The sequence below is a fragment of the Schlesneria sphaerica genome (assembly GCF_044336245.1).
GTDB classification, from domain to species: Bacteria; Planctomycetota; Planctomycetia; order Planctomycetales; family Planctomycetaceae; genus Schlesneria; species Schlesneria sphaerica.
Map to the genome: position 1 here is coordinate 6,132,722 of NZ_CP172346.1, position 12,477 is coordinate 6,145,198.

The 12,477-nt window shown below is 54.5% G+C and carries 9 protein-coding genes; 2 read left to right on the forward strand and 7 right to left on the reverse strand.

Features of this window, described 5'->3' with window-relative positions; translation table 11 throughout:
- Positions 1 to 131: 131 nt before the first annotated feature.
- The 7 genes from tnpB to ACGY09_RS22115 form a co-directional block, all read right to left on the reverse strand.
- Positions 132 to 524 (reverse strand): IS66 family insertion sequence element accessory protein TnpB, encoded by a 393-nt coding sequence (tnpB, locus tag ACGY09_RS22085; RefSeq protein WP_373649181.1) that lies wholly within the window; start codon positions 522 to 524, stop codon positions 132 to 134.
- Positions 518 to 934, reverse strand: a complete 417-nt coding sequence (tnpA, locus tag ACGY09_RS22090; protein WP_397569104.1) for an IS66 family insertion sequence element accessory protein TnpA — start codon at positions 932 to 934, stop codon at positions 518 to 520. The genes tnpB and tnpA overlap by 7 nt, the downstream gene beginning before the upstream one ends.
- A gap of 1,336 nt (positions 935 to 2,270) precedes the next feature.
- Positions 2,271 to 2,516: a transposase gene (locus ACGY09_RS22095; protein WP_397569459.1), complete on the reverse strand. Its 246-nt coding sequence runs from the start codon at positions 2,514 to 2,516 to the stop codon at positions 2,271 to 2,273.
- Positions 2,516 to 3,907 carry a hypothetical protein gene (locus ACGY09_RS22100; RefSeq protein ID WP_397569181.1) on the reverse strand — a complete coding sequence of 464 codons (1,392 nt, stop codon included), beginning with the start codon at positions 3,905 to 3,907 and terminating at the stop codon, positions 2,516 to 2,518. The genes ACGY09_RS22095 and ACGY09_RS22100 overlap by 1 nt, the downstream gene beginning before the upstream one ends.
- Positions 3,908 to 3,992: 85 nt before the next feature.
- The gene (locus ACGY09_RS22105; protein ID WP_397569460.1) at positions 3,993 to 4,985 is read right to left on the reverse strand and encodes an ISL3 family transposase; all 993 of its coding nucleotides are present in this window, start codon (positions 4,983 to 4,985) and stop codon (positions 3,993 to 3,995) included.
- A gap of 887 nt (positions 4,986 to 5,872) precedes the next feature.
- Entirely contained in the window at positions 5,873 to 6,706 is an 834-nt protein-coding gene (locus tag ACGY09_RS22110; protein WP_397569461.1) for a hypothetical protein, read from the reverse strand.
- Positions 6,707 to 7,256: 550 nt separating this feature from the next.
- Complete coding sequence (locus ACGY09_RS22115) at positions 7,257 to 7,748, reverse strand: SRPBCC family protein (protein WP_397569462.1); 492 nt, start codon at positions 7,746 to 7,748, stop codon at positions 7,257 to 7,259.
- 747 nt (positions 7,749 to 8,495) lie between these two features.
- On the opposite strand from ACGY09_RS22115, the gene ACGY09_RS22120 reads away from it, so the two are divergent.
- Both ACGY09_RS22120 and leuB read left to right on the forward strand, forming a co-directional pair.
- Positions 8,496 to 10,955, forward strand: a complete 2,460-nt coding sequence (locus ACGY09_RS22120) for a DUF1559 domain-containing protein (protein ID WP_397569463.1) — start codon at positions 8,496 to 8,498, stop codon at positions 10,953 to 10,955.
- 269 nt (positions 10,956 to 11,224) lie between these two features.
- On the forward strand, positions 11,225 to 12,301 hold the full coding sequence (leuB, locus tag ACGY09_RS22125) for a 3-isopropylmalate dehydrogenase (RefSeq protein ID WP_373652810.1): 1,077 nt from the start codon (positions 11,225 to 11,227) through the stop codon (positions 12,299 to 12,301).
- The last annotated feature ends 176 nt before the right edge of the window (positions 12,302 to 12,477 follow it).

Genomic DNA, 12,477 nt, shown 5'->3' on the forward strand with positions numbered 1-12,477 from the left:
ACGTTTCAAGTAATTTGGGATTTTTCTGTATTTTCCCAACGAAAAACGTCCCTCCACGAATCGTCGTGGAGGGACGACTACCGAAGACATGGGACAGCATTCTGCCAGACAGTCTTACGACCGAACGAAGTTCACACTGAAGACCGCGCCGTGGTGTCATTGATTGCGCTCGGCCGTTCATAGCGAGGGCGTCGCTTCACGCTCCCTAGATCAATCCCCTCCAACAGCAGCAAAAGCTCCTCTGCGCGAATCTCGCAGCGGCGTGAGGTCTGTTCCTTCCGGTCGGTCGGGAACTCGTAACATCCTTTTTCCAACCGCTTGTAAAACAGGCTCCAGCCATCGCGATCCCACCACAGCAGCTTGATCCGGTCGCGACGCTGGTTCCGAAACACAAACAGATGACCGGCAAACGGATCTTCTTCGATCACGCTCTCCACCAGGGCGTGAAGACCGTCAAACCCCTTCCGCATGTCTGTCGGCACTGTCGCCAGAAACACCCGTGTCGTGCGAGAGATGTTCAGCATAATCGCCCCCCCGCAGACGAAGAGAGTTGTTCCGAGGGGATCTGCCGACAGGCGGTCAGCACACGAGTCAACACCTCGACACCCGCATCCTCACGTAACCGAACGACGAGACCGCCAGCACAGGCGATCTCCAGCATCGCAGGCGGCAGCGAATCACCCAACACCTCTACGGCAACCAGCCCCGCCATCCCGGTTCCCTGCGGGCGGGTGACCTGCGGATCAGTGGTCCGCCGAACAGTCAACTCCTGATCGAGACTCGAGAGCTGACGCCGCCAGTAATGAAACGTCGCCTCCGAAAGCCCGCGACGACGACAATAGCCCCGAATCGACTCCCCCGACGAAGACTGACGCTCACAATGGGAACGCCAGTACGACTCCTTCTCACGACTCCGTGAACCAACCTGCGACATCTCGCCATCTCCACTCTGAAGGGTAACAAAACCCACTCAGACTAAAGCATGGCTCAAGATGCACTTCACCGTGCGCTTACAGTGTTCAAGGCGTCTGTTCCACTTTTTCAACAGGCTTTTAAGGCCGAACTCGAAAAGGAATGGGCCCGGAAATCAGTTCGGCTTTTCGCAAACTCGCACTCACAATTTTACAACAGGATATTTCGAGAAAAGGAAGTCTTCGAGGCACGCGAAATTTCTGTGACTGGGATGGATCCGCATTTGAACGGCTGCTCGCTGGTTTTGTCGGTACTTAATGCTCGATTTTCCTGGGGTCGCCACTCCTTACACAAAAAGGCGTTTTTTGCAGCGTTGTACTATTTATTCCACATTAACGAGTTTCACACTCGCAACTCCATTGTCAAACTTCAAGAGTTCAAGACTGTATCGTCTTGCTTCGCTTTCAAGGCCGTTTTGATATGCAGTGATTTCAATTGCGGAGATGTCAGGCTTGGCATAGGAGGATACTCCGCTCTTTGAGGTGTAGGTTGTGAGTAAGTATGCGAATTCTACTGTGTTGTTTGCGTCCACTCGGTGGAATGTTACGTCGATATTTCTTGATTCCGAACTTGTGATTCTAAGCGTGTCAACCTCTGGGCTCGTGTTCGTGATACGTATCATCCACGCAGATCGTCCTATTCCTCTCTGATCGTTTAGGAGAGTGGTGATCACAACTACAATTAACGTCATCACGAGGAATGTAATCGCAAGATGTTTGAATACTCTCTGTATACTCAGTGACATTATTTTCTCCCACAGATTTCATCTCCACTCCACCATTCTTGAAAAGGTCAAGTTTTTTTCGCTGTCGCAAAGAAATTTAAGCTGATTGTCCAATAGATGCAGATCATTTGCCGTATTGGTGAAGTCTTTGCCCATAGAATTGTAAAGCCGAACCATTTCATGAAACACCCCTGGGGACACAGCGTATCAGATTGACACGGAAGAAATTCCACCCGAGCCCGCGGTGGGACAATCAACCTTTGCGTCACTCGACAGGAATGCATTGCGTGCGGCGAGACCGACAATCCAAACAGAAAGCGCTACGGCCGTTCAAGAACGTCTGCTGCTTACGGCAACCATGCGATGTCCCCGTGACCCTTCTGTAATAATCAGTCCGTGATTTCGACGCCCGATTGCCCTGAGCACCAAGATAGCATGAGTTCAATGCTGTCTTGATGCTCAACAGTAATTTCGATTACTTGGTCACACGGCCAGAGCGGTGTAAGCAGTACAATCAGCCGATCAGGACTGACTCTTCGGTGAATGATGGAGCTTCTTTTTGGTCCATCCGGGATTATTGTGGGTCGAGATTGAGTCCTCCGCAGTAGAAGAAGATTGCGGTTTTGAAGTTTTGTCGATTACGGAATCCACCGACGCGTCTTTTGATGGACATGATCTTGCTGTTCATGCCTTCGGCGACCCCATTGGTAACGCGGTGGGCGCAGTAACTCACGACGTTGGCCAAACGCTCCTTAATTGCGCGGGCAACGGTTTTCATCGGCTCCAGTCGCGTGCGGGCGGATTTCAAAATCGTAGGCATCAGACAGCGAGTTCGGGCGTGACGCAAGTTGTTTGATGGAAGAGTTCTTCTGCTCTCCCTGCTTTGATCCATGCTCGGATTCGGATGATCGTTTCCGCGTTCTCCCGTAGCCAGTAGACGGCATTGCTTTTGACACGCAGGTTGATGACGCGACGAACGGCGCTCTCGATGGCACCACTGCCGATCGGCAGCTGGTGATCGCGCGCATGAGAATAGTCCATGCGACGATTAGTCAGTCCGTTCGTGATGAAATAGTTCAACCAGGTCTTCTGGTCTTTCGTCCTGTGCGAGCCCAGTAGCGATCGAATCTCATCGACCACTGCCCCGATCTCTCCCCGCCAGAGGCGTTTCTTTTGAGTCGTCAGCCAGCGCGACTTGCGACTTCCCGTGAGCGACTTACTCTCGGCAATCTTGCCCAGGTATTCCATCGCGTGCCAGAAGTCGATCAATTGCTGGACCTTTTCCTCAAGGAGTCCCAGCGACTTGATCAGCTTGGGGATCCGCCGCCAGATCCAAGTGGCGCCATCCGCCACGAAGAGGATGCGAGCGGCTTCCGTCAAGTCGAGCCCCCGCAGGTAGGCCAGCAGTAATGCGAACAGTTGGTCACACGAACCCATGGTGCCGTCAATGACGGGGGCGAAGTCGCTCGCCATCCGGCCCTCTTCATCCACGGCATAGATGATGAAGAGTCGTGGTTCACGCCATTTCGGTGAGAATCGCTTGCGCCCCTTCTTCGTTTTGCCTCGACGTCGCTCCCGCAAACGGACACGCCCCCCATCCATCGACACCACAATCCGTCGGCCCGACACTGTTCCCGTCGCGGTCATTGAACCGAGGTCGGTCATTCGCCGAAGTAATTGGCCCATTCCCGCAGTCACCGTTCGCAGTTGGTTGACGGAGATGCTGATCCCTTCTTCGGCGAGCATCGTCACCGCCTCATCATAGGATCCCAGCAGTGCCGCGGCTTTCGCCATCCGCGTGCGGATTTGTGGGGTGTAATGACCGGCAATCCCCAGCAGCATCAGCATCGGAAACAAACCCCGACGACTGTTCCCACCCGATTGGCAACGGTGGTAATACGTCACCATGAGTGTTACGGCGACGTTACCTGGAAGATGAACTTTCTTCTGGCGAATTCCCTGAGAATGGTAGGTCCTTGGCAGTGACTTGATAAACTGCCGTTCCTTCAATCGCAGCTCGCAAGAGTGAGTTGCCCGAATCAAGTGAAGACCCAGGCGGAGCGATGCCAACTTTCTGCCCAGGGCGGCATACTGCTGCTCACACTTCGTCACGTCGGCAGCGGAGAGGAGATCGACAGTCATCCCCCAATCCCGCAGTTCTGCTTCGACGACACTCGCCTCCGCTTCCAGTCGTTGATATTCTGCGTTCATCCGTGAATCGCTCCCTGAAAAAACGTTGTGGTAAACGCTCTTTACAGCGATTCACGGACTTTCTCATACCCCAATTTCTTGTCCATCAATTCCCGACAATTTCAGAATCCGCCCGTCGCGTGCGGATCACTCGCTTGTACCACGCGTTGAAAAAGGTTGTGGCACTGGCGGCAGAGTCTTGCGTCCAAAGATCCCGCAACATTTCTTTGAAGGCCCAGGCTTTCCCCGTTTTGAGCTGTAACGTGAAAGCTTCGTCGAATCGGGATCGCTGTTTCTCACTGAGATTCTCCTGACTGGTGAGCCAGACGTACTTCGTGTGACTCAGGCGATCATCACCCTCCTTGAGAAGTTTGCGATGCTCAGCGCGCCGGACTTTGTCGACCCCCTTCGTGGCCATCTGCATGATGTGGAATCGGTCGTGAACGATCTTCGTTTCAGCCAAGGGAATGGCTTGTTTCGCAGCTTTGACATAGGCGGCGCTCATGTCCATGGCGATCGCTTCAATCGACTGAAGTTGCGTCTGGGAAAGGGCTGAAAGTGCTGCGAATCCAGCGTCGGCGTCATTTCCATCACTGATGGCCTCGACGGTACTGCGATCCAGATCATAGACCAGCGTGATGTAATTCTGGCCTTTGAGGAAGGCCTTCTCGTCAATTCCCACGCGAGGAATGGCCACGTCCTGTTTGCGCGCACGACCTCGTGCAACAGCCCTTTCCAGGATGGACCAGGTCTGATCCCATTTCGTTCGCAGGATGCTCATGGCCCCTTTGACATTCTGGGTGGCCAAAAGCACTTGAATGGCGAACCGCTCAAACATCAGAGTGAAACGGCTTCCCTTCTCCGCCCACGGGACGTGGACCTGTTTCACACCGTGAACGGGACATTCAACACGAGGAATCCGGGCGAACAGAATCGTCTTGAACTGGCAACTATCCAAGTGTCGCCACTGACGCTCTTCGGTATGGTCATAGCAGCTCAGTTCTTGCTGGCAGTCCGGACAGCAAAACTGAGTCCCCGATGGATGCTCGACACGAACCTCGACCCGCTGCTGCTCGATATTCAAGGCAACGCAAGACACTGTCCAAGGATTCTTCAACCCCAAGATCTGCTGATACAATTCCCGATCCTGCATCGTCTCACCTGCTCGGAAATTGAAAAATCATACCAAACCCACACCAAAACCTGATGGACCTTCTTTTTATGTATGCATCATTGCCGAATGACATCGAAACCCATGAACCAAGATAGCTCCATATTAGAGATTGAGCTGAAACATCTCGAAATGTCAGCTCACCGAGCTCGCCTGGCGTCCGGACCTTTAGGCGACTTTCGTCGATCTCGAATTCCGCAGCGATACCACGTAGGGGAGGACGGGGACTTTCGCGCTCATCAACGCTTTCGACGTCGGCGTCGAATCTCACGTAACACAGTTGATGCATCCGCCTGCTCCAATCCCAGTTCCGGTACCAATTCCACCAGCGTTCTTGCAGAAATGATCCTACGTTCATGCTGGGTGTAGCATCGCATCAAGGGGGATGGGCAATAGGGGCAAAGCATATTCTGTTACGAATGCTCATGTTGCGTCCCTGCGAGATCCACCTGCAGTGTCCCCATGTCCTGACTTCCTGTCCCTAACGTCCCTGGGTGACCCCGTGCACCAATGTGTTTTTGATTGAACCTTTTAATCCGCAGATTGCGCTGATTTTCGCTGATGTACTTCTTGCCCTCGGAATCTGCCTCGCTCTGCGTCATTGGCGGATAGATCACTGGCTTGAGCATCACAATAAGTTATGCAACTGCTGTGTGAATTGGACTTTGCGAAAGACGGACCGTACCTGTCCTTGCCTCATACACTGGGTAGCTGCCGATTGCGATGCCTCCCTCAGCCCATCGTCATACTCGCGCCTGCCCAGATATGTAGAACTCCTGTGTGCTTGTCCTGCGCGTGAGAGCGTGTCAGTCGAATTAGACTTGATCATCCAGTTCCTGATACTGCAGGTAGTGTTCAATCGTCGGGGAGACGAGTTCCGCCAGCTTGGTTCCGCACCAGGGACTGATGTTATCCGAGAGTTGCTCGAGAAGTAGTGGTGTTTTCTGCTTTCTACCCCATTGATCATAGTCATCGGGGAGGACCCAGTGGAGCATTTCCTGGTACACTTCAGGGGAGATTACCGGGTTACCGGGGTCGAGCAGGTTGTTTAAAGCCTGTGACATCGCGGCCGCTTCTTCCGGCGCGCCGGAAGGTTTCGGCCCGTATTCGATTTCATACAGCAGCCGGGCCATCTGGAAGCGAGTGAGTTTCGTCAGACGCTTCATCAGTTCGCGGTGGTTTAATGCCGGGAGAAAGGTCTGGAAACGGTCCATCACCGATTCGCGCTCCCATTCCTCCTTTCGGTAAAGAGATGAGCGGGTAAAATCGCGGAACGCGTTGTACATCGCTTCGACGAATTGCCGGCGCGAAACCCGAGTCGTGAGGAGTTCTCGCGTGTCCGTCGATAGCGTTTCCGGCGGCAGCAGATCGTCGACACGATCTTGCAGTCGAAACAGCAATGTACCCCCATTGAGGCGACGAACGAGAAACTCTGCGTAGAGACCTTCCTGATTAATGTGGACGGAACACTCTTGAACTCCGGTCAGGATCGCGTGCAGCCACTGGATGAGATCCGGGAAGGGATCGAAGATATGTGAAGCTCTGATCGGGACAGAGACTTCTCCTGCGACAATAAAGAATTCAATCCAACCTACATTGCAGTCTTTGAATTGGACGGTGATCGGCGTGGTGTTGTTGGCTTCGATCATCTCTCCGTGAACGGTTTGACTTTTGGGAATCCGGGCCGAACCATGACAGGCTCGATCAGGTATTTGCGCCTTTACCTGTGTGATTTTGGGATCTAGCTTACAATTGCGAACTCGGACGGGGAACGACCGCCGCGGCTGCGTCGATCGCTGGTCTTGTTAGAGGCGGTTGGTGCTGCCATGCCTGTGCTCATGATGCCGCTGCGATCACAGGGGGTCGTCAAACAACTGGGGGCTTTCGTTTTCACCAGATGATATTTTCCATTTGCCCAGAGGGTTTCCACATACAAGCTACGTCTCTCCGCATGCGACACTTCGCAGTAGACATCCCGCGTTCGATTCGGGTTCGCGGGAACGCGATGGAAAGCGACGCGAGTGCGATCGGTCCGGTAGGCTGGGAACTTCGTGGGGTAAAATTAGGGTGAGGGTGCGGGGATCTGGATATGGTCGTGAAGTGAATCCTCACAGGGGTCAGGGATTTTTGATGTGCGGAGGCGGATGGTGATTGCCTGGAATCATTGTCCAGAAGGTATTTTGATAACGCCGCAGTTGTTTACTGTGGGCTCCATCCTGCGACGTGGGCGTCGGGGCATTTGTCGGCGACGAAGTTGAGTTTGATGCCGTGTTCGAGATAGGCCTTGGCTCCGGCGAGTGTCCATGTAAAACCCTGCGTCGAATCGGCGACGTATTTCACGAGTTCGTCTCCGGTGCCTGTCCAGCCAGATTCGGTGATGGTGACGAATGTGCTGGAATCGTCTCGGGCGGTGAATTTCCACTCGACGGTCGTGCGGCCACTGTACCCGTCCCACTCAAACTGGATTCGTTGGTGGGGCTCAAAGGCTAGGACCACGACCCGTGTCGATCCGGCATACATATCCCAATACCAGGTGACTTCCTGGCCTGCGGCGAGTCGCCCGGTGCTTCGGGTGAACCAGAATTGGGTGATCACGTCGGGATTAATAAAAGCCTCGAACACTTCCGTGACAGGCTTGCGGATGAGCATTTCGGTTTCTGCCACAGGGGCTTTGGTGATTTCTGCTTTCATGTGTTGTTTGCCTGAATCCTGGTGGATGACACGAAATCTGTGCGGCGGTCAGTTTCTCGCCACGGCAAGCGAGTCGCAACTCTCATCGCTGAGGAGGAAAAGTCTGTTGCGGTCCTGCTCCCGTTTGCGAGCGGGAATCAGGGCTGATGCATGATTGCAAACGGGATTGAGAAGGGACCGGTTGCGACCCGTGCGAATGGTTTGCCTCAAGTGGTTTGCCCGGTGTCGCACGTTCAATGGACGGCCGGTGGACAGGCCGGTAGACAGGCCGTGAGAGGCGATCTGCGGACGCGCCGGGGCTACGACGTGCAAGGCAATGTCGAGATTTAAGTTCATCCCTGATGGTTCAAGTTGAAGGGATTAGGGACCCAAGCGATTTCCGTTGTCCGGACGCATCCAACGTATGTCTTATTTCCATCTTCAGAGCATCATTAACATCCCTTTATCTCGGACGCAGAATAGGGAGATGCATGATTACTGCTTGTAATCGACTTCGATTCGTCGTTCAATGAAAGAGCTTCTCTGATTGGACGGGTCATGATCTGCTGCGTAACGGGAATTTGAAAGCAGTGGTAATAGAACTTTTGCAACGACAGGGTGGCGGATCGAAGTTTGTCTGAATGTGCTTTTTGTCTGAATGCGCTTGATGAAAAATGGTGTTTGTTCCCCGGTTGCCAGGTGACTCAGTCCGACCGCTCAGGAATTGTGTCTGGATGGTCTTTCTGGCCCTCTTCTCTGGAACGGATTATGACTCGACGCGCTCTTCATTTCGTCGCTTTCGTTTCGATATTTCTGATTACTGCGGCCACCGCCGAAGCTCAAGTAAAGAAGTCCCCCACTTCGAAAGAGGCTGTGCGAGACGTAAAGGGGGAACTTCCGTTAGGGCGGCTGGCTCCCATCAAGCCCGTCTTCTTTCTGACGACGAGCGGGTGGAAGTCACCAGAGGCGGGGAGTCAGAACAAGACAGAGCAGCTTTGGGCTCAGGAATCCGTGCAGGCATTCTTTCAGCAGATCGGCGATGAGATCCAGCGACTGATCGACAGTAAGGCAAGCAAGGATGAGACGTCTTCCTCGCTGGCTCAGACATTGCCAGTGCTGCTGAAGGCTGCGGTGAAGCACCCCCTTGCCATGACTCTACACAGCTTCACGACCACGTCTGCTCCTGAGATCGAGTTCACCATCATCATTGATGCGGAAGAAGATGCGACCGATGTTCGCGAGGCGTTCGAGAAGCTGATTAAGGTGTCGAGTTCATCCAAGGGGAATCAATTGGGTGAGGTCTCGATCAGCGGGACGACTTTTTATTTTCCGAACGATGAGGGTTATGAGGGAAAACAGACACTCCCTCACTTCGGAATGTCAGGGTCTTATCTCATTTTTGGTTACGGAGAGATTTCGGCAGCTAAGGCCTTAGAGCAGACGCGTGCTCAAACGAAATCACCTGCGTGGCTGTCGTCTCTGCTCGCGGAAAGCAAAATTCCCCAGCCAACGTTTGCGATGCACTTGGATGCGGACCTTTTATGGAAGACTCTCAATCCCGTGCTGACGGATGAAAAGGTCCGGGGGGCTCTTCAGGCTTCCGGGGTGATGGGGATTAAGCGTATTGCTTCAGTGTCTGGGTTGGATGCCGTTGCGAAGGTCGAGAAGTCGATCATCGAAACAAACGGTCCACCGACGGGAATTCTGGCGGTCATTCCGGAAAAGCCCCTGGCGCTAAAGGACCTGAAGGGGATTCCGGTCAGCCCGTCCAATGCCATGATTTTTCGCCTGAATCTGAAGCAATTGGCGGAAGGAATCCTGAAAATCACCGATCAGGTCGATCCCACAATCCGCGAGCAGTCCAATCAATTATCCAGGGAGGGTGAGAAAATGCTTGGGTTCTCTGTGAAAGAGGACCTGCTGGAAGCGCTGGGTGATTTGTGGTGCTCGTATGTTCCAGGTACGGACGGGGAGGCGGGTGCATTACCGGGGTTCGTGTTGACGGTTTCACTGCGTGATCAGAAGAAAATGGCGAAAATCCAGGAAGCTCTGGTCCTCAGGGCGAATGAATTTCTGCGGAACATCAGGCCTCAAGCACCTGCCAGTCTGCAGGAATTCGCCACCCGATCGGCTCGTGGATATCAGGTCCAGTTAAATAATGTCGTTGTTCCAGTCACGCCAGCCTGGGTTCTGACAAAGGATCAACTGGTGTTTGGTCTGTCTCCCCAGCTTGTGACTGCACATCTGGCGGGATCGAACAAATCGCTCTCGGACAATGTTGAGGTCAAAGCGGCGATGCAGCGAAGTCCCAAGGCCATACACTTGTCCTATCGGGATCCCAAACCGGAGATGGAGGCGCTGTATACCGTTTTCGATACGTTCTCACCCGTCATACGGGCGCAGCTTCAGCAGCAGGGGATCGATTTCGACATTCCACCGCTCCCCCCCTACTCCGATATCGAACCGTTTTTGATCCCGTCCGTGACGACAGTGAGTCGTGACTCAAAGGGGTGGAGCACCGACACTCATGGGGTCGGTTCATCTGTCTCCGTGACGTCTCCCGCAACGGCAGCGGTGGTGGTGGCGTTGTTGTTGCCAGCCGTGCAGCAAGCGCGTGAGGCGGCCAGACGGACCCAAGCCAAAAACAATCTCAAGCAGATCGCGCTGTCGCTATACAACTACGAGGAAGCGCAGAAGCGATTTCCTGATCGCGTCAGTCCGGACAAGACGGGTAAACCGGGGCTCAGCTGGCGGGTCAAGATCCTGCCGTATCTGGACGAGCAGGAACTTTACGATCAGTTTCACCATGACGAACCGTGGGACAGTGAGCACAACAAGACGCTGATCTCGCGCATGCCCTCCACGTATGGTTCGCCAAATGACAGTGATCTGACGCAGCAGGGGAAGACACGATACCTGATCGTGACGGGTGAAGGGACAATGTTCGGTGGCGAGACAGGTCCGGCCCTAACCGATGTGAAAGACGGATTAGGCAAGACGATCATGGCTGTGGAGGCGCAATCCGACCAGGCAGTGGTCTGGACGAGTCCCGAGGATCTGGAACTGGATTTCGATGATCTGCTGAAGGGTCTTGCCAAGGCTCGATCGGGCGGCTTCCAGGCGCTTTTTGGTGATGGATCGGTGCGATTTATTTCTGAAAACATTGATCGACAGACCATGAAAGCGCTCTTCACGGCCAGTGGTGGTGAAGTTCTCAATAACTTTTGATGACAGCCCTGCTCGTTCGACCGTTGATCTGTCTCGTCGCAAGCGGAGGTGGGCCGTCCATCAGCGGGGTTGATCTCGGATCTCTCACAAGCTTTCTCACAACGTGACCGGGATCGGTCCGATCGATCCGATTCGCTGCGTGGCGTGGAAAATTTCGCGTTCGGTGTTGCTTCTTCGGGGCGGTAGACGCTTCCCCCCGTCGTTGCCGTGACTTAGAGTGTGGCAAAAGATCTGGTCGCTTCTTTCGTACTTTGAAGGGTTGATGCGCGGTGCAAGCTCATATCGTTTTGCTGCCTGGTGATGGGATTGGTCCGGAAGTGATTGCTCAGGGTGAACGAGTCCTGAAAGAAGTGGCGAAGAAGTTCGGCCACACCTTTGAATTCAGCTCGCACCCGATCGGCGGTTGTGCGATCGATCAGTTTGGCAACGCACTTCCTGACGAAACCCTCGCGGCTTGCAAGGCATCGCAAGCGGTCCTGCTGGGGGCGGTAGGTGGTCCGAAGTGGGACGATCCGAATGCAAAGACCCGACCCGAAGCGGGACTGCTCAAGATTCGTAAGGAATTGGGGCTGTTTGCCAATCTGAGACCCATTTCCGTCTCGCCGCACCTCGTCGCCGCATCCCCGCTGAAGTCCGAGATCGTTTCCGGAACAGACATCCTGTTCTTCCGCGAGCTGACCGGCGGGATCTACTTCGGGCCCTCTGGCAAGGAACCGCACGAAAGCGGCGAATCGGCTCACAACACCATGGTCTATTCGACGCATGAGATTGAGCGGATTGTGCGGCTGGCGGGTGAAGCGGCTCGGGGACGCCGGAAGAAGGTCACCTCGGTCGATAAAGCGAACGTGCTGGAAGTCTCACGGCTGTGGCGGAAGACGTTCGAACGCGTGATGAAGACCGAATTTCCGGACGTTCAGTACGAAAACGTGCTGGTCGACGCGATGGCGATGCACCTGATCTCGAAGCCCCGTGCCTTCGACGTGGTGGTGACCGAGAACCTGTTTGGTGACATTCTGACCGATGAAGGATCGATGTTGCCCGGTTCGATGGGGATGCTGCCGTCTGCCTCGATCGGATCCTCCGGCCCCGGACTTTATGAACCAATCCACGGGTCGGCACCGGATATCGCCGGTAAAGGGATTGCGAACCCGCTGGCGACGATTCTGGCTTCTGCCCTGCTCTTGCGACACTCATTGAAGCTGGAACAGGAAGCTGCGGCGATTGAGGCTGCTGTCGACCGTATTCTGGCCAAGGGGCACCGGACTGCAGACCTGGCAGGTGGAGCTGGATCGAGTCTCGGCACCGAGGCCATGGGGTCGCTGGTCATTGCAGAACTGGCCGGCTGAACGACGCACGAACCACAAACCGTCGCCTGCCTCAGGCAATGGTTTGCGGCGTTGGTTCCCGATGTTCGGGCCAGTGCACCTGTGGGACCCGGGCGATGCAGATCGTCAACTGCAAATGCGGGGTCTGGCCGGACAACAATCGCGATCCCCCCTGCTCTGCTGATAGAACGTTCGGA

What these genes read in the sequence shown, in the direction of transcription:
- tnpB (WP_373649181.1), bottom strand. Translation starts at nt 524, where the DNA reads ATGCTGAACATCTCTCGCACGACACGGGTGTTTCTGGCGACAGTGCCG.
- tnpA (WP_397569104.1), bottom strand. Translation starts at nt 934, where the DNA reads ATGTCGCAGGTTGGTTCACGGAGTCGTGAGAAGGAGTCGTACTGGCGT.
- ACGY09_RS22095 (WP_397569459.1), bottom strand. Translation starts at nt 2,516, where the DNA reads ATGCCTACGATTTTGAAATCCGCCCGCACGCGACTGGAGCCGATGAAA.
- ACGY09_RS22100 (WP_397569181.1), bottom strand. Translation starts at nt 3,907, where the DNA reads ATGAACGCAGAATATCAACGACTGGAAGCGGAGGCGAGTGTCGTCGAA.
- ACGY09_RS22110 (WP_397569461.1), bottom strand. Translation starts at nt 6,706, where the DNA reads ATGATCGAAGCCAACAACACCACGCCGATCACCGTCCAATTCAAAGAC.
- ACGY09_RS22115 (WP_397569462.1), bottom strand. Translation starts at nt 7,748, where the DNA reads ATGAAAGCAGAAATCACCAAAGCCCCTGTGGCAGAAACCGAAATGCTC.
- ACGY09_RS22120 (WP_397569463.1), top strand. Translation starts at nt 8,496, where the DNA reads ATGACTCGACGCGCTCTTCATTTCGTCGCTTTCGTTTCGATATTTCTG.